The organism is Kitasatospora sp. NPDC127111, assembly GCF_042677465.1.
In the GTDB taxonomy this organism is placed as follows: domain Bacteria; phylum Actinomycetota; class Actinomycetes; order Streptomycetales; family Streptomycetaceae; genus Kitasatospora.
This window is the reverse complement of record NZ_JBHXTG010000046.1, coordinates 55,656-71,868: the sequence shown is the minus strand read 5'-3', so window position 1 is coordinate 71,868 and position 16,213 is coordinate 55,656. Positions and strand designations below refer to the sequence as shown.

12 protein-coding genes, 1 tRNA gene and 1 riboswitch are annotated in these 16,213 nt (G+C 74.6%); of the genes, 5 read left to right on the top strand and 8 right to left on the bottom strand.

The features are described 5' to 3' along the window. Window positions 1-160: 160 nt before the first annotated feature. The 7 genes from ACFVHB_RS25430 to ACFVHB_RS25400 form a co-directional block, all read right to left on the bottom strand. The gene (locus ACFVHB_RS25430; protein ID WP_380326610.1) at window positions 161-490 is read right to left on the bottom strand and encodes a hypothetical protein; all 330 of its coding nucleotides are present in this window, start codon (window positions 488-490) and stop codon (window positions 161-163) included. 470 nt (window positions 491-960) lie between these two features. After that, window positions 961-2,325, bottom strand: coding sequence for an FAD-binding oxidoreductase (locus tag ACFVHB_RS25425; protein WP_380326607.1), 1,365 nt, complete (start codon window positions 2,323-2,325; stop codon window positions 961-963). Window positions 2,326-2,658: 333 nt separating this feature from the next. After that, window positions 2,659-3,972 (bottom strand): MFS transporter, encoded by a 1,314-nt coding sequence (locus ACFVHB_RS25420; RefSeq protein ID WP_380326604.1) that lies wholly within the window; start codon window positions 3,970-3,972, stop codon window positions 2,659-2,661. Between the two features lie 166 nt (window positions 3,973-4,138). Then, window positions 4,139-4,969 (bottom strand): MerR family transcriptional regulator, encoded by an 831-nt coding sequence (locus ACFVHB_RS25415; RefSeq protein WP_380326601.1) that lies wholly within the window; start codon window positions 4,967-4,969, stop codon window positions 4,139-4,141. A 70-nt stretch (window positions 4,970-5,039) separates the two neighbouring features. After that, complete coding sequence (locus ACFVHB_RS25410) at window positions 5,040-6,155, bottom strand: peptidoglycan-binding protein (RefSeq protein WP_380326598.1); 1,116 nt, start codon at window positions 6,153-6,155, stop codon at window positions 5,040-5,042. A gap of 200 nt (window positions 6,156-6,355) precedes the next feature. Beyond that, window positions 6,356-6,443: transfer RNA gene (locus ACFVHB_RS25405), tRNA-Ser, on the bottom strand. Between the two features lie 63 nt (window positions 6,444-6,506). Further along, window positions 6,507-8,276 (bottom strand): S1C family serine protease, encoded by a 1,770-nt coding sequence (locus tag ACFVHB_RS25400; RefSeq protein WP_380326595.1) that lies wholly within the window; start codon window positions 8,274-8,276, stop codon window positions 6,507-6,509. Between the two features lie 299 nt (window positions 8,277-8,575). After that, window positions 8,576-8,724: riboswitch (TPP riboswitch) on the top strand. Here ACFVHB_RS25400 and ACFVHB_RS25395 point away from each other — a divergent pair. From ACFVHB_RS25395 to ACFVHB_RS25380, 4 genes are all read left to right on the top strand, one after another. Further along, entirely contained in the window at window positions 8,717-10,183 is a 1,467-nt protein-coding gene (locus ACFVHB_RS25395) for a purine-cytosine permease family protein (RefSeq protein WP_380326592.1), read from the top strand. It overlaps the preceding riboswitch by 8 nt. Before the next feature lie 141 nt (window positions 10,184-10,324). Beyond that, a complete protein-coding gene (locus ACFVHB_RS25390) occupies window positions 10,325-11,167 on the top strand; it encodes a glycerophosphodiester phosphodiesterase (RefSeq protein ID WP_380326589.1) in 843 nt (280 codons plus the stop codon). A gap of 330 nt (window positions 11,168-11,497) precedes the next feature. Further along, complete coding sequence (locus ACFVHB_RS25385; protein ID WP_380326586.1) at window positions 11,498-12,076, top strand: ATP-binding protein; 579 nt, start codon at window positions 11,498-11,500, stop codon at window positions 12,074-12,076. 84 nt (window positions 12,077-12,160) lie between these two features. After that, window positions 12,161-13,147, top strand: a complete 987-nt coding sequence (locus ACFVHB_RS25380) for a DUF5926 family protein (protein WP_380326583.1) — start codon at window positions 12,161-12,163, stop codon at window positions 13,145-13,147. A 283-nt stretch (window positions 13,148-13,430) separates the two neighbouring features. Here ACFVHB_RS25380 and ACFVHB_RS25375 read toward each other — a convergent pair whose 3' ends face one another. Then, the gene (locus ACFVHB_RS25375) at window positions 13,431-14,072 is read right to left on the bottom strand and encodes a bifunctional DNA primase/polymerase (RefSeq protein ID WP_380326580.1); all 642 of its coding nucleotides are present in this window, start codon (window positions 14,070-14,072) and stop codon (window positions 13,431-13,433) included. 597 nt (window positions 14,073-14,669) lie between these two features. Between ACFVHB_RS25375 and ACFVHB_RS25370 the strand changes: the two genes are divergently transcribed. Continuing rightward, entirely contained in the window at window positions 14,670-16,082 is a 1,413-nt protein-coding gene (locus ACFVHB_RS25370; protein ID WP_380326577.1) for a PP2C family protein-serine/threonine phosphatase, read from the top strand. Window positions 16,083-16,213: the final 131 nt, after the last annotated feature.

Genomic DNA, 16,213 nt, shown 5'->3' with positions numbered 1-16,213 from the left:
GATCGGCACCGCCCACGAGGCCGGTTCGCGGTGACCCTTTCCGCTTCCCCGGTACTGCCCTGCGTTTTCTCGCGTCTCGCTTCGGGCCCCGCCACGGGTGCTCAGCTCACCCGCGGCCGTCCACCTCCGGCGCCCCCGCCGGCGGTGGTGCCCGTTCCGGTCAGTGGAAGACCGGGGCGAAGACGAGGTTGACGTTCTTGTTGGACTGGCCCGCCAGGATGGTGCCCGCGTTGTCCTTCACCGCGAGGGTGTTGGCCTGGTTCGAGGCGCCGGACCCGGTGGCCGTCTGCTGGGTGGACACGTAGTTGCCGTCGACCGAGCCGAAGACGTTGCCCGTCCCGACGTTCGACACCACGCTGCTGTTGGAACCGTCGTTGGCCGCCGCGCCGTTGTCGGCGGCGGCGGAGCCTGCGCCCGCGAGCAGCAGGCCCGCCGCCAGCGGGGCGGCCACCAACAGGCCGGCCAGTCGGCGGGTGCGGATGCGCACCATGAATTGCCTCCAAGAAAGCTGCAAATCGTTCATTCGTGCAAATGTGCCGTCGTGCCATGTGTCGTGCGATGTCATGCGATGTCGTGCAAGGGGTGCGGGAGCTCGCCGGCCAGACGAACACCTGCGGGCTGCGACGCCGGGAGACAGACTTCCGCAACAAATCGACAAAGCACCACCTCGTCACGGCAACTTCGCCCTTTAGCGTGATATCCAGGGCCGTCGGGAATAACGCTCTCCCCGAGGGAAAGCGCACCGACACACCGCCGCCGACCTGGGATTTCGGCCGAACGGTGGCGACCGCAAGACCCCTCTCCGGACAGCACCAGGGGGGCACACGAAGAGCCTGGCGCACCACCCCTGGCGCGAGGCTCCGAGCAACACGCCCCCGCGAGGTCGCACTACCGACCCATGTCGATATATTCAGCCATTCTGAGACTACTCAAAAAATCCTATGTACCAGCGCCCGATCATCAGACCGCTTTCCCGGGATTGAGAATGCCCAGCGGGTCGAAGACCGCCTTCAGCTGCCGCTGCAGCTCCAGTGCCACCGGGCCCAGCTCGCGCGCCAGCCACTCCCGCTTCAGCAGCCCGACCCCGTGCTCCCCGGTGATCGTGCCGCCCAACTCCAGCCCCAGCGCCATGATCTCGTCGAAGGAGCGTTGCGCCCGGGCCGACTCCTCGGGATCGGCGCCGTCGAAGATGACGATCGGGTGGGTGTTGCCGTCCCCGGCGTGGCTCACCACCCCGATGGTCAGCCCGTGCCGCTCGGCGATCGTCGCGACCCCGTTCAGCATCTCGGCCAGCCGGGACCGCGGCACCGCCACGTCGTCGATCATCGTGGTGCCCAGCCGGTCCAGCGCGGGCAACGCCAACCGCCGGGCCTCCAGCAGCAGTTCGGACTCCGCCTGGTCGTCGGCCGGCACCACCTCGGTCGCCCCGGCCGCCCGGCAGAGCTCCGCCACCGCGGCCAGCTCGGCGCTCGGGTCCGGCCCGTCGAAGGCCACCAGCAGCAGCGCCTGGGTCGACTCCGGCAGGCCCATCTGCCCCAGCTCGTTGACCGCCCGCACGGTGACCGAGTCCATCAGCTCCATCAGCGAGGGCGTGAGGCCGCGCGCCATCACCTCGCAGACCGCGGCACCCGCCGTGTCGGCGCTCGGGAACTCCGCCGCCAACGCCAGCTGCGGTGCGGGCGCGGGCCGCAGGGCCACCACCGCCCGGACCACCACCCCCAGCGTCCCCTCCGAACCGACCAGCAGCCGGGTCAGGTCGTAGCCGGCGACACCCTTGGCGGTCCGCCGGCCGGTGGAGAGCAGCCGCCCGTCGGCCAGCACCACGTCCAGCCCGAGCACGTACTCGCTGGTGACCCCGTACTTGACGCAGCAGAGCCCGCCCGCGCCGGTGCCGATGTTGCCGCCGATCGTGCAGGACTCCCAGCTGGACGGGTCCGGCGGGTAGGAGAGCCCCGACTCGGCGGCGGCCCGCGACAGTTCCGCGTTCACCACCCCGGGCTCGACCACCGCGATCCGGTTCACCGGGTCGAGCTCCAGGATCCGGTTCATCCGCACCATCGACAGCACGATGCACCCGTCGACGGCGTTGGCCGCACCGGAGAGCCCGGTCCGGGCGCCCTGCGGCACCACCGGGACGCGCAGCTCGGAGGCGGTCCGCAGGATGTGCTGCACCTGCTCGACCGTCTCCGGGAAGACCACCACGGCCGGGGTGCCGGCCACGCAGAAGCCCGCCATGTCGTGGCTGTAGGCGGCCATCACGTCCGGGTCCACCGCCAGGGCGCCGGGCGGGAGCCCCTGTGCCAGCCGGTCCGTCAGATCACTCATCGCCGTCTCCGATCGCCGCCCGACGTCCGCCACCCGGCGGTACGCCGCTCCGTCGCGTGCCGTCCGACCGCCGGACGCCGTCCGGCCGCCGCGCGTTCCCGGCCGTGGGCCTGCGCGGTCACCCGCCGCCCGCCACCTCTGCCCGCACTCTGCCCGGCGTCCGGACGACCGGCAAGTACGCCGCTCCGGCCACCGGGCCGGGGACGGCCGGAGGCGGGCGAGGCGGGCGGGGACGGCCGGAGCGGTCGGAGGCGGTCGGAGGGTGAGGGTGCGGCCCGGCCGGCCGGTGAGCACGCGTGGGGGCACGGCCGGAACGGGCCGCGGCGCGGCCGGTCAGGCCCGGCGGAGGGCCGCCGACGCCAGCGCGGCGAGGCCCGCCGCCCCCGTGGCCAGTGCGCAGAGCGCCGTCGGCCAACCGGCGCCGGCCGCGTCCGCGAGCACGCCGAGCAGGCCGGTCGACAGCACCAGGGCCGCACTCTGCACCAGCGTCAACAGCGCCTGCACCCGTGAGAGGTGGCCCTCCGGCGCGCCGCCCAGGACCAGCGGCCCGAGGTGGCAGGCGAAGAGCCCCGAACCGACCCCGACCACCACCCCGCCCGCGACCGCCGGCTCCACCCCGGGCGCCCAGGCCAGGACCGCGATGCCCGCCGACGCCGTGCAGAGCCCGGCCGCCGCCCCGGCCCCGGCCCGCCGCAGCGCGCCCCGCCAGGACACCAGCCCCGCCACCAGCAGCACCCCGGCCCCCTGTCCGCCGACCACCAGACCCGCGGCTCCGGCCCCCCAGCCGTGCGTCCGGGCGAGCAGCGGCACCAGCAGCGAGACCACCGGCAGCAGGGCCCCGGCGGCGGCGCCGGTGAGCAGCAGCGCCGCCCGCAGCAGCGGGTCGGCCAGGGCCAGCCGGACTCCGGCGGCCGCCTCGCGCAGCAGCCCCGGGGAGTCCGCGGACCGGGCCGCCTCGCGTTCCGCCGGCGGCCGGACCCGCAGCAGCACCAACAGGACGAGTCCGAAGCTCACCGCGTCCGCCAGCGCCGCCCCGGCCAGCCCGCCCACCGCGACCAGGGCACCACCCAGCGGCGCGCCGAGCAGCGCGGCGACCTGGCCGCCCGCCTGCCGCAGGGCGAGCGCCCGGGGCAGCTGCCGGGTGCCCACCAGGCGGCGCGGCATCGAGCCGCTCGCCGGGAGGTAGAACGCGTCCACCGTGCCGATCACGGCGGCCGCCGCGACCAGCAGGTGGAGCGGGGTGCCCGGGCCGGACGCGACGGCCGCCAGCGCGAGCGTGCCGACCAGCATCACCGCGTCCCCGGCGAGCATCACCCGGCGGGCGCCGAACCGGTCCGCCACCGCGCCACCCAGCAGCACCAGGGCGGTCCTGGGCAGCGTGATCGCGGTCAGCACCAGGCCCGCCGCGCCCCCGCCGTGGGCGGACGCGGCCCAGCCCAGCGCGAAGTGGAGCGCGGCGTCGCCCAGCAGCCCGGCCTGGGTGCCGCCCAGCCAGAGCAGGTACCGGCCGGGGAGCCCGGCCCGCACCCGCGCGGTGGCCGGTTCGGGCCGTGCGGGCGCGGGCCCGGCGGGCGCGGGCCCGGCGGGCGCGGGCCCGGCGACCGGGCCGCCGGTGACCGGGCTCCCCGGCATCGCGCTCTCGGACACCGGGCTCCCGGACACCGGGCTCCCGGACGTCGGGCTCCCGGGCACCGGGCTCCCGGACGTCGGGCTCCCGGACGTCGGACTTTCGGAGGTCGTCGCCATGCCCGCCGACCGTAGGACCCTCGACCTGGTCGAGGGCAAACCGCCGCCCGGCGCGGACCGCCCCCGACTACGCGCGGACCACCGGCTCCTGAAGCTCGGTCACCCAGTCCGCCTGGTCCTCCGGGCACTCCAGGTACAGCTCCCGGGCGTACCCGGCCGAGCGGTAGCCGTTCTCGGCGATGAAGCGGGCCAGCGTCTGGAAGGCCCCCACCGTGTCGTCCATCGACCCGCGGTGCACGATGGTCGCCGCCTCCGCGAGCTCCGGCAGGTCGACCACCTCGAAGCCCCGGTCCTCGCCCCCGGTCACCGCCGCCCCGACCGGGACGGCCGCCCGGATCAGCACCGCGCCGTCCCCGTCCGGCACGTCCTCGTACCGCGCCACCGACGGACCGGTCCCCGCCACCCCCGCGTCCGCCAGCCGGCGGCAGAGCTCGTCGAACAGCGGGCCGATCACCGGTCCGATGTCCTCCGGCTCGTAGCTCGCCGCGACGGCCGTCAGCTCCGCCGCCCGGACCGCCGGCACCCGCTTCACCACGACCTCGTGCACAGCCATGGATCCCTCGCTCTCGATCGTCCGGAGCCTCGCCTCGACCCGGGCCAGCCGTCGGGCGTCCGCCGCCATCGCCGCGGCGAGTTCGGCCCGCCGCAGCCGCAGCATCCCGCGCAGCTCGGCCGCGTCCACCCGCTCGTCCAGCACGGCCAGCACCTGCTGCAGCGTGAAGCCGAGGTCCTTGAGGGCGATGACGCGGTTGAGCCGGGCGAGTTGGGCCGCCTCGTAGGAGCGGTAGCCGCTGACCGGGTCGACGCGGGCCGGGCGCAGCAGCCCGATCGCGTCGTAGTGGCGCAGCATCCGGACCGACACCCGGCCGTGCTTGGCGAAGTCTCCGATGTTGAACATGACGCCTCCAGTGCAGACCCTCACACCGTGTCATGGTCAAGCACCGACCCGGACGCCCGCCCACCGCCGCTCAGTCGGTCACGTCGAACCCCCGCCGCTGCCCCAGCTCCCGCAGGCTGCGCTGCCCGGGGATGCCGTTGGCGTCCTGGCCGGTGTAGCCGAGGCTGCGCTGGAACGCCGCGTACGCCTGCACCGTGCGGCTGCCGAGCGAGCCGTCCACCCAGCGCTGCTCCAGGAACCCCTCGTCGGCCAGCGCCTGTTCGACGATCCGGACCTCGCCGCCGTAGGTCTGGTGCCCCTGCTCGGCGCCGGGGTCGGTCCGGGCCGCCGCCACGACGTGGGCCAGCGAGACCCGCCGCGGCGAGGGCAGCCGGCCGAGCAGCCGGCGCAGCGAGTCCTCGCCCGGCACCCCGTCCGCCGCGGCGCCCGAGTAGCCCAGCGAGCGCTGGTACTCCTGGTAGTTGAGGGTGTCGGCGTCCCGCCAGTCCTCGTCCGGGCCGGTCGTGTAGTGCGAGCCGTGGCCGGACGCCACCAGCGCCTCGCCCACCTCGCGGACCTGCGGCCCGTGCGCGCCGTAGCCGTACTCCAGCCCGTTGATGGTCACCCGGTACCGGGCGGGCGGGGCGTCCGGGGGCGGCGGCGGCAGCGGGGTGCCCGTCCCGTTCGCGCCCGCGGCGATGCGGGGCAGCACGACCTCGTGGAACTGCCGCACCCGCGCGTCGCCCGGGCAGGCGGTGCCGCCGTCCGACCAGTCCGGGAAGAGCCGGTGGTAGCCGAAGCCCGGGTCCTCGGCCGTGCGGCACACCCGCAGCGGGATGCCGTGCTGCCGGTGCAGCCACACCCCGAGCGCGACCAGCGCGGCGAGCTGCGCGTCCGTCCACGGGTCGGTGTGCTGGTCGTTGCTGGCCGACTCGACGCTCACCGCCCCCGTCCCGTCCGGCCTGCGGTTGGCCCGCATGTTGGCGTCCGCCCGGGTCCGCGTGCCGATGAACTGGCCCACGTGCCCGTCGTACCCCACCCCGAAGTGCGACTCGAGGTTGGTCGAGTCCCGCCAGTACTCGTACATCCGCCGCGGCGTCCACGGCGCCGCGATGCTGTGGAAGATCACCTGCGTCGGCACGATCGCCGGCTGCTCGTCCGACTCGGGCTGAAGCTCCAACTTCTCAGCGCCGGGGTACCAGGCCATCCGTCTCTCCTCGCCGGGCCCGGGGCGGTCCGCCCCTCACTCCCGGCAAACGGGACCCACGGCCCCGCACGAGGACACCCCCGCCCCAAACCCCCCGTTCAGGTGAAACCGGACACCCGCACCCCCGCCCGAAAACACCGAGGGCGGGCACCGGCGTCTCGCCGATACCCGCCCTGAGCAGGTGGTTCTTCTCCTACCAGCGGAGAGCGTGGGATTCGAACCCACGGTACGGGGTCACCGCACGACAGTTTTCAAGACTGTTCCCTTAGGCCGCTCGGGCAGCTCTCCAGGCGGAGGTCAGCCTAACGGGTCCGGCGGGGTTCGGTGCACAGGGTTTCGCCGGGGTGGGGGTCAGTTGTCGCCGACGCGCTCGGCGAGGGTGACCTTGGTGGTGAAGGTCTGGCCGTTGCGGGTGTACTCGACGTCGACGGTCTCGCCGGGCTTGTGCGTCCAGATCTTGCTGACCAGGGCCGGGCCGTTCTCGATCGGGCTGCCGCCGAGCTTGGTGATGACGTCGCCGGGCTTGAGGCCGGCCTTGTCGGCGGCGCCGCCGGGGGTGACGGCCGGGGTGCCCTGGATGTCGCGGGTCTGGATCTGCGCGCCGTCGCCCTTGTAGTCGTCGTTGCGGAGCACGTCGAGCTTGGCGTAGACCGGCTTGCCGGTCTTGATCAGGGTCTCGGCGACCCACTTGGCCTGGTTGATCGGGATGGCGAAGCCCAGGCCGATGCTGCCGGCCCGGCCGGTGCTGGAGGTGTTGGACTGGATCGCGGAGTTGATGCCCATCACCGCGCCGCTGGAGTCCAGCAGCGGTCCGCCGGAGTTGCCGGGGTTGATGGAGGCGTCGGTCTGCAGGGCGTTCATGTACGAGGACTGGGCGCCGGTCTCGTCGCCGGAGGCGACCGGGCGGTCCTTGGCGCTGATGATGCCGGTGGTGACGGTGGACTCCAGGCCGTACGGGGCACCGATGGCGATGGTGGAGTCGCCGACGTTGACCTTGTCGGAGTCGGCCAGCGGAAGGGGCGTCAGCTTGCCCTTCGGCGGGCTGTCGAGCTTGACCACGGCGACGTCGTAGCCCTCGGCGCGGCCGAGCACGGAGGCGCCGTAGGAGGTGCCGTCGGCGAACTTGACGGTCAGTTTGCCGCCGTTGGAGGCGGGGGCGACGACGTGGTTGTTGGTGAGGATGTGGCCCTCGGTGTCGAAGACGAAGCCGGTGCCGGTGCCGGACTCGCCGTTGCCCTGCGCCTTGATGGTGACGACGCTGGGCAGCGCCTTCTGCGCGATGCCGGCGACGGAGCCGGGCGCGGGCTCGTTCTTCCCCGGGCTGTTGGCCTGGACGGTGGTGCTCCTGTGGTCGTCCGAGGCGGAGACGCTGCTGCCGTTGCGGTCGCCGACGGCGACGCCGACCGCGCCGCCGGCCACACCGGCGACCAGGGCGACGGCCGCGACCAGGGCGATCAGGCCGCCGCGCTTCTTGCGCGGGCCGGCGGGCTCGGGGCTGCCGGGGTACTCGGCCGGGTAGCCGAGCGGGCCGCCGGGGTAGCCCGGGCCGCCGGGGGTGCCGGCGCCGCCGGAGGTGGCGTCGTGCACGCCCCAGCCGCCGAGCGGCTGGCCGGCGCCGAACGGGTGGTGCGGGCCGGGCGCACCGGGGGCGGGCGGGGCGCCGTACGGGTCGTGCGGAGCGGCGGCGACCGGGGCGGCCGGCATGGGGACGCCGGCGGCCGGGGTGGCGTACGGGTTGCCGGCCGGAGCGGGCGGCAGGACCGGCGGCGGGGCGTCGAGGTACCCGGTGCCGGCAGGGGCGGGAGCCGGGGCCGCGGGAGCCGCGGCCGGGGCCGCGGGAGCGGCCGGAGCCGGGGCGGCCGGGGCGGCGGGCTCGGGAGCGCTCACCTTGCTGAACGCCAGCGTCGGGTTGGACCGGCCCTCGGCCGGGGTCGCGGCCGGAGCCGGGGCACCCGCCGCGGCCTCGGTCAGCGGGTAGTCGGCCTCGGGCGCCGCTGCGGGGACGGGACGGTCGGACGCGGACTGCGCCGGACCGTCAGGAGCGGGACCCACCACCCCCTGGCCGCCGGAGGGCTGCTCCCCCTGCGGCCCGGTGGACCCAACCTCGCGCTCGGTGCTCACGGACGACCTCCATAGCTGACAGGACCAACCACCATAGTTTTTCGCACACTCGATTCGATTGCCGTAAGGACCCTTCTGAAGAACTCATAAGAATCCTTAGCCCGGTCCAACAGCACCCCCTGCGAAGCTCCCGCGGCGCCCTTCTCGGGGCCCCTCCACCGGGCCTGCGCCGGACCCCGACCCGGGCCTGCGCCGGGCCTCGACCCGGCCCTCCGCCGGACCCCCGCGACGTCCCGCGATGCGGACCGCCGGGCGGCTGGCCTTGGCGTTCACCTCCGCGCCGGTTAGCCTGTCGCTCCAAACTGACACGCGGGAGCTTGGACCCACCAGGCTGAGAGTGCGCCGGTCGACCGTACGCCACGGGATCCGTGGACGGATCGTCGAGGGGGCGCTGACCGCCGGAACCTGTCCGGGTAATGCCGGCGTAGGGAGTATCGGCCATGCCGTCTGCTTCGCCATCCTCTTCTTCGGGCGCGCCCGCGTCCAAGGATTTCTCCGAGTCGTCCGCGACCGTTCACTCCGACGCCGCCGCGGCCGCGCCCGGTTCCCCGGCCACCGCCGTCCTGGACCGGCCGGAGCGGGACGGACGGGTCGAGGCGCCGCTCGTCCTGGACACCGAACCGCCGCGCACCCTGCGGTTCCGGGACCACTTCGCGCTCTGGATGAACCTCGGCGTCAGCCTGATCGGCTTCACCACCGCCGCCACCGTGCTGGGCGCGCCGGGCACCGAGCTGTCGCTGGCCGCCGCGATCACCGCGATCGTGGCCGGCACCGCGGTCGGCACCGCGATGCTCGGCGTGGCCGCGCTGATCGGGGCGCGCACCGGCGCGCCGGCGATGGCGAACCTGCGCGGGCTGTTCGGCACCCGGCTCTCGTACGTCCCGACCGTGCTGAACATCGTCCAGTGCCTCGGCTGGGGCGTGTACGAGCTGCTGGTCATCGCGATGGGCGCGCAGACCGTCGCGCACACCGAGGGCTACCGCTGGGTGTTCGTCGTGCTGGCGGGTGCGGTGACCACCGCGCTGACCATCTGGCCGCTGGGCGCGATCGCGGTGCTGCGCCGCTTCGTCGCCGCGGCGGTCGCGGTCGCGATGGTGTACTTCACCGTCCAGCTGGGCCGCCACGGCGTGCCGGACCCGGGCGCGGGCAACTGGCACGGCTTCCTGAAGGCCACCGACGCGATGATCGCCGTCTCGATCTCCTTCGTGCCGCTGGCCGCCGACTACACCCGGCACTCGCGCACCCCGCGCGCCGCGTTCTGGGGCAGCTTCTCCGGCTACACGCTCGCCCAGGTGTGGTGCTACGTGCTCGGCCTGTTCGCGCTGCTGCAGGCGGACGGCGACGCCGCGAAGATCTTCGACTCGTTCCTGGGCGTCTCGGCCGGCTGGCTGTTCCTGCTGGTCCTGGTGCTGCGCGAGACCGACCAGTCCTTCGCCAACGTGTACTCGACCGCGATGTCGGTCCACAACCTGCTGCCGAAGGTGGACCGGCGGGTGCTGACCGGCGGGACCGGCCTGCTGATCACCGTGCTGGCGCTGCAGATCACCGAGTTCACCGACTCCTACTACGCCTTCCTGGGCCTGATCGGCTCGGTCTTCGTGCCGATGTTCGCGGTGCTGGCGGTGGACTACTTCCTCGGCGCCGGGCGGCGCGGCTGGAACCTCGCCGACGACGCGCCCTCCCGCTGGCTGATGCTGCTGCCGTGGGCGCTCGGCTTCGCGGTCTACCAGCTGATCGCGCCGACCGCGATCGCCGGCTGGTGGACGGACTTCTGGACGGGGGCCCAGGAGGCGCTGCACTTCACCCCGCAGGAGTGGACCTCGGCCTCGCTCCTCGGCTTCCTGGTGCCCGCCCTGGCCACCTGGGCGCTCACCCCGCTGACCCGGCGGCGGCCGGCCGCCGCCTGACCGGACCGGACCGGAACCACCGGGCGGGAACCACCGGACCGGAGGAACCGAACCGGAGGAACCGGACGAACGAGCGAAGGCGGCCCCGCAGGTTGGGGCCGCCTTCGCTTCGGTGTCACCTCCGCCGCCTATCGTGGACGCGTGACCAGCCCTGACCTCTCCCCGGCGGCGGCGCGCACCGCGCCGTCCGTCCAGGTGATCGCCCACCGCGGTTCCTCGCACGCCCTGCCGGAGCACACGCTCGCGGCCTACCGCCGCGCGCTCGAGGAGGGCGCGGACGCGCTGGAGTGCGACGTCCGGGTGACCGCCGACGGGCAGCTGGTCTGCGTCCACGACCGCCGGATCGGCCGGGTCTCGGACGGCCGCGGCACCGTCTCGGCGATGACGCTGGCGCAGCTGGAGGCGCACGACTTCGGCGCCTGGAAGACCGGGGTGCCGAGCGCGGACCCGGAGCTGCGCGGCGTCCTGCGGCTGGAGAGCCTGCTGGAGCTGGCCGTGGACTGCGGGCGGCCGGTGGACCTGGCGATCGAGACCAAGCACCCGGTCCGCTTCCGGGGGCGGGTCGAGACCGAGCTGCTGCGGATGCTCGAACGGTTCGGGATCGGCGGTGCCGCGCCGGTCGGCGAGCCCCGTGCGGACGACCGTCCGAAGGCCCGGATCATGAGCTTCTCCTCGCTGGCCCTGACCCGGGTGGCCGCCGCCGCGCCGGAGTACCCGCGGGTCTTCCTGTTCGAGCGGATGCTGCCGCTGCAGGGCCGGCTGCGCCCGGGCGCGACGCTGCCGGGCGGGGCCCGGATCGCCGGGCCGGGGATCGACCTGGTGCGGGCCAGGCCCCGCCTGGTGACGCGGCTGCGCGAGCTGGGCCACCAGGTGCACGTCTGGACCGTGGACGAGCCGGCCGACGTGGAGCTGTGCCTGGAGCTGGGGGTGTCGGCGATCATCACCAACCGCCCGGCGGAGGTGCTGGCCCAGCTCGGCCGGTGAACGGCGGACGATCTCCCGGTCGACCGCCGCACCCGATCGCCGTCGCCGACCGGCCGCACCCGATCGCCGTCGCCGACCATCGCCGCTTATCGCCGTCGCCGCTCGGTCCGATGATCGTTCCACTGATCGTTTTGGTAGGGGCTCAAACCTTCCGCGTTCGTTTTGTGCCGGAGATTATCCGTTTTCACGACGGAGGGTGAGCGCCGAATCACCTGTCGCGCACCGTGGGTCGCGGGGCTTGAAATGTCCCCGCGGGATCGTCGCGCGGTCGTTTCCGACGCATTACCAAGGGGCATCCATCCCTCGGCATACGCTGAAGGAGGTCCGGGGGTGGCGTTGATGGTGGCGCGTGAAGTGCCTACTTCATCGACCATGGCAGTGCCGCACGGCCCAGCGAGTGTCGGGGTCGCACGGCGCCGACTGCGTCGAGATCTGGGTGACCGGGAGATACCGGAACCGGTCATCGATGATGCTGTTCTGATCCTTTCCGAACTGTTGAGCAATGCGTGTCGCTATGCCCGGCCGCTCGGTCCGCTGCCGGTGCTCGGGCGCAGTGCCCGCGCCGAGGTCGTGGACCAGGTGCTGGTCGGCGTCCCCTCGCGGAGCGCCGAGGCCAGACCCGCGGCCCGGCACGAGGACGGCGAGCCCGACGGCGGCGTCCTGGTCCGCTGGCAGATGCACGCGGACGGGGTCCTCACCCTGGAGGTGACCGACGGCGGGGCGCAGACCCGGCCGTCCCCGGCCAGCCCGTCGCTGACCTCGCGCGGCGGCCGCGGGCTGGGCATCGTCGACCAGCTGGCCAGCGACTGGGGCGTGCGCGACGCGCCCGGCGAGGTGACGGTGTGGGCGGCGCTGCCCGCCCGGGCCCGGCACGCCCGGCGCACCGGCGGTGATGCCCGCAGCGCCTGATCCCACCGGCCCTGGCCCGGCCCCGCCCCGATCGTCAGTAGGCTGCCCGGAGCACAACACAACCGTCCCCGGGAGAGCCGCACCATGGGCAAGAAGGCCGCCAAGAAGGCGCCGCAGCGCAGCCAGTCCACCACCGCCGTCACGGGTGAGATCCCCGTGGTCGGGGCCCGCGAGAACTGCCCGTGCGGTTCGGGCCGCCGCTACAAGGCGTGCCACGGCCGGGAGGCCTCGCACGCCGTGCAGGAGCTGGTGCACCGCCCGTTCGAGGGCCTGCCGGGCGAGGCCGACTGGGTGGCGCTGCGTGAGCTGGTGCCCGCCGCGACCGCGCCGCTGACGCTGGCCGCCGGGGTGGCCGAGACCGCCAACGGTGACGTCCCGTCGGTGACGCTGGCCACCGTGCTGCCGCTGGCCTGGCCGGCGCTGCGCCGCCAGGACGGGTCGATCCTGCTCGGCCTGCAGACCCAGTCCTCCTCCGGCGACCTGAGCCGCGACCTGGCGGACGCGCTGGAGCTGGCGCTGGCCACCGAGCCGGGTACGCCCGTCCCGGCCCGCCGGACCGTCCCGGGCGGACGCCGGCTGCAGGACCTGCTGGACGCCGACGCCGGCTTCGAGCCCACCGTGCACACCGGCTTCGAGTTCTGGCTGGAGGACGCCGAGACCGCCACCGGCGAGGTGGCCGCCTCGCTGGAGCGCGCCAACGCCTCGGCGATCCCGACCGAGAAGCTGGTCGGCGTCGACGCGGCGTACTGGTGCGGCACCCCGGACAAGAACCACCTGCGCTGGGTGATGACCGTCCCGGAGGAGCAACTGCTGGACGCGCTGGCCCGGCTGACCGCCGCCGACAAGTCCTCGCTCGGCCCGGACACCCGCCTGGTCGGCTCGTTCCGCGCGCACGGCCTGACCGTCCCGGTCTGGGACCTCCCGCTCGCCATGACGGCGGCCGACTGCGAGAAGCCGGCCGCCGAGTTCGCCGAGCGGCTCGCCGCGACGCTGGCCGACAGCACGCCGCTGACCGCCGAGGAGCGGCGCGCCCGCGCGAACCTGGTGAACCGTCAGGTCACCTTGAACTAAAGGGGACCGGATCCGGGTGATACGCGTCACATTGTCCGCCGGAAGGGCAATTTCCGGGCCCTGAAGGCCTCTTGGAAATTGGCGTGGACGCCGATCCTTGTTACTGTCTAAAGAGTCCGGTCGCTGGTGCATCCCCCGTCGCCAGCGGCCGGATCTTTTGTTTTCCGGACGACCGGCCGGATCAGCCCGGCCCGGCCGCCGGATCGACCGTCGGACCGGTCACCGGATCGGCCGCCCGCGACAGCGGGATCGCCGCCGGTCGCACCGGTCGGTCCGTACCCGATCAGTACGCCGAGCGACCGCTGTCCAGCCGGACCGTCGCCTCGACCAACTCGCCCAGCAGCGGCCCGACCTGAGGCAGCCACACGCCGCCGTCGGCCGCCGGGCGGGGCGCGAGCACCCAGCGCACCCGGCCGCCCGTCCCGCCGCCGGGCGGCAGCGACAGGAAGCCGCCGGCGCCGTGGTAGCGCAACGACCCTGGCACCCAAGGGAGTTGGGCGAGCATGTCGCCGAGCGCCTCCAGCGAGTAGGGGGCCACCAGGATCGCGTAGCGGCCGGGCAGCGCCAGCACCGGGCCGAGCGGCAGCCGCAACGCGCCGAGGTAGGCGAGCGCCCGGGCGCCGGCCGCCGCGGGCAGGCTGACCGCCGAGACGGTCCGGCCGGTCGCGGCCAGCACCGGCGCGTCCGGGCTCTGCCGCTCCCACCACCACCGCACCATCCGGGCGTCCGTGGTGGCCGCCAGCAGCGGCGGGTCGTGCGGGTGCGCGCCCGGGATGGGGCAGTCCGGATCGCCGCAGGAACAGCCACCGCCGAGGAGGAGCGTGCCGGGCACGACGGGCCAGCGATGGTCGACGGCGGCGGCCAGGGCCGCGGCCAGCCGGGCGGAACGGGCCGCCGAACGGCCGCTCCTCGGATCCTCACGCATGGCGCTCGTTCCTTTCCGTGACCGCTCGGTTCGCTCCGGGCCCACCGGCCGGCGTCGGGGTGCGTCGCACCGGCCCGGATTCAGGGGGGCGGGCATGGCGGCGACGGGCGGCCTGGCAGGGGCGGAGCACGGTGTGGAGCACGACCTGAGAAGGACCGCGGAACAGAACAGCCCTTGGAACGAGAATCCCGCATGCGACCGGATGGACGCCGCCCGGGCGCGATTGGTTCCACCGTACGAGTGAGTGACTTCCGGCCGACCCGGTCCACGGGCGGCCGAAGCATACGATCCGGACGGCCACCGGAGCCGTCCTCACGGTTCTGCCCGTTCTCCGGCCGCTCCATGCCCTCCGCCCGACCGGCGCGCGCACGAACGAAACGCGCCGCCCGAGCGGGTTGCGGAGGCCGTGGAACCGGCCACCGGCGCTGTCACGGATCTGGACATGCCCCGAATGGCCTGTGTAGAAGTGGTGGCATTGCTGACGATCAATGACGAGTAGTAGCGAATCAAGGCGAAACGCGCCCTTGGCCGTCCTCGCACGATCGGCCGTACCTGGGGGTTCCGCATGACACGTACCACCGCGTCAGGAGTGGCGGCATGACCGAGTCCCACGCACCGTCGACGTCCCCCGAGCCGGGCGAGCCCTGCGGCGCCAGCGTGCTGTCGCTGCTCGACCATCCGGGCTTCCCCGGCCCCGCCGACGAGCGCACCGCGCCCCCGTCCGGCGTGCAGGACCGTTTGGCCGGACGGCTGTCCGATTTCACCAGCCTGCACGAGCACACCGAGCTGCTCGCCCGCGCGCGCGGCCTGGAGGCCACCCTGGAGGCCGTCCTGGCCTCCGGCACCGCGCTGCTCGGCGCCCGCCGCGCCCTGCTGGTCACCGCGCTCCCCGGCGGCGGGCCCAGCCAGCCGTTCGGCCACGGCCTGGACCGCGCCAGCCTCGGCTCGCTGGAGACCGTGCCGACCGACCAGAGCCTGGTCGCCCGGCTGCTGCGCGAACACGACCGGCCCGACCGCCTGCACTCCCGCGACCTCGCCGAGGACCCCGCGATCGGCCCCCGGCTGCGCGAGCTCGCCGCCCACCTCGGCCTCGGCGGCTGCTACGGCCTGCCGCTCGCCACCGAGGAGGACGGCCCGCTGGCCGCCGCCCTCTGGTTCTACGACGAGCCCGCCGAGCCCACCGAGCGCCAGCGCGAGCTGGCCGGCCGGTACTGCGAGGTGGCCGCGCCGCTGCTGGCCAAGCAGCTGGACGCGGAGAAGGTCCGGCGCACCACCGAGGCGCTGCGCCGCGGCCTGCTGCCCGACCGCCTCCCGCAGCCCGCCGGCCTCCGGCTCGCCGCCCGGCTCGTCCCCGCCGGGCTGGACCACTCCTGCGGCAGCGACTGGTACGACGCCATCCCGCTGCCGGACGGCACCGTGGGGCTGACCGTCGGCAGCGTCTCCGGCGACGGCCCCGGCGCCGGACCGGGCTCGGCGCCCGGCGCGGCCGCCGCGATGGGCCGGGTGCGGGCGGCCCTGCGGGCGTACGCGGTGCTGGAGGGCGAGGACCCGGTCTCCGTCCTCGGGGACCTGGAACTGCTGCTCAAGACCACCGAGCCGACCCGCAGCGCGACCGCCGTCTACGCCTGGGTGGAGCCGGAGGACCGCCGGGTCACCCTGGCCGGCGCCGGACACTGCCCGCCGGTGCTGGTCACCCGGTACGGCGCCGAGTTCGTGGAGACCTCGCTCTCCGCCCCGCTCGGCATGCTCTCCTGCTGGGAGGCGCCGGGCGTCGAGCTGACCGCCGAGCGCGGCGACACCCTGCTGCTCTACACCGAGGGCCTGGCCCGCCGCTGCGGCCCGACCCTGCACGCCGGGCAGGCCAACCTGCGCCGGGCCGCCGCCGACGCCCCGCGGGACGTGCGGATCGACCCCGACCGGCTCTGCGCCCACCTGCTGGCCGTCTGCCCGGACCCGCACGCCGGGCCCGCCACCGACGACCTGATGCTGCTGGCGGCCCGCTTCGACTGAGACCTCCCCGCGGGGCCGCCCACGACCCCGAACGGCTGAGCGGCCGGGCGTCCGTACCATGGACGCACGGCCGCCCCCGCGTGTCGCGATCCGACGGGTCCAGGGCGGCACCACTCGCAAGGAGGCGACGT

Excerpts from the sequence above, each read along its gene's own strand:
- ACFVHB_RS25375 (WP_380326580.1), bottom strand. The coding sequence starts at position 14,072 with ATGCGTGAGGATCCGAGGAGCGGCCGTTCGGCGGCCCGTTCCGCCCGG.
- ACFVHB_RS25425 (WP_380326607.1), bottom strand. The coding sequence starts at position 2,325 with ATGAGTGATCTGACGGACCGGCTGGCACAGGGGCTCCCGCCCGGCGCC.
- ACFVHB_RS25370 (WP_380326577.1), top strand. The coding sequence starts at position 14,670 with ATGACCGAGTCCCACGCACCGTCGACGTCCCCCGAGCCGGGCGAGCCC.
- ACFVHB_RS25395 (WP_380326592.1), top strand. The coding sequence starts at position 8,717 with ATGCCGTCTGCTTCGCCATCCTCTTCTTCGGGCGCGCCCGCGTCCAAG.
- ACFVHB_RS25415 (WP_380326601.1), bottom strand. The coding sequence starts at position 4,969 with ATGTTCAACATCGGAGACTTCGCCAAGCACGGCCGGGTGTCGGTCCGG.
- ACFVHB_RS25380 (WP_380326583.1), top strand. The coding sequence starts at position 12,161 with ATGGGCAAGAAGGCCGCCAAGAAGGCGCCGCAGCGCAGCCAGTCCACC.
- ACFVHB_RS25430 (WP_380326610.1), bottom strand. The coding sequence starts at position 490 with ATGGTGCGCATCCGCACCCGCCGACTGGCCGGCCTGTTGGTGGCCGCC.
- ACFVHB_RS25410 (WP_380326598.1), bottom strand. The coding sequence starts at position 6,155 with ATGGCCTGGTACCCCGGCGCTGAGAAGTTGGAGCTTCAGCCCGAGTCG.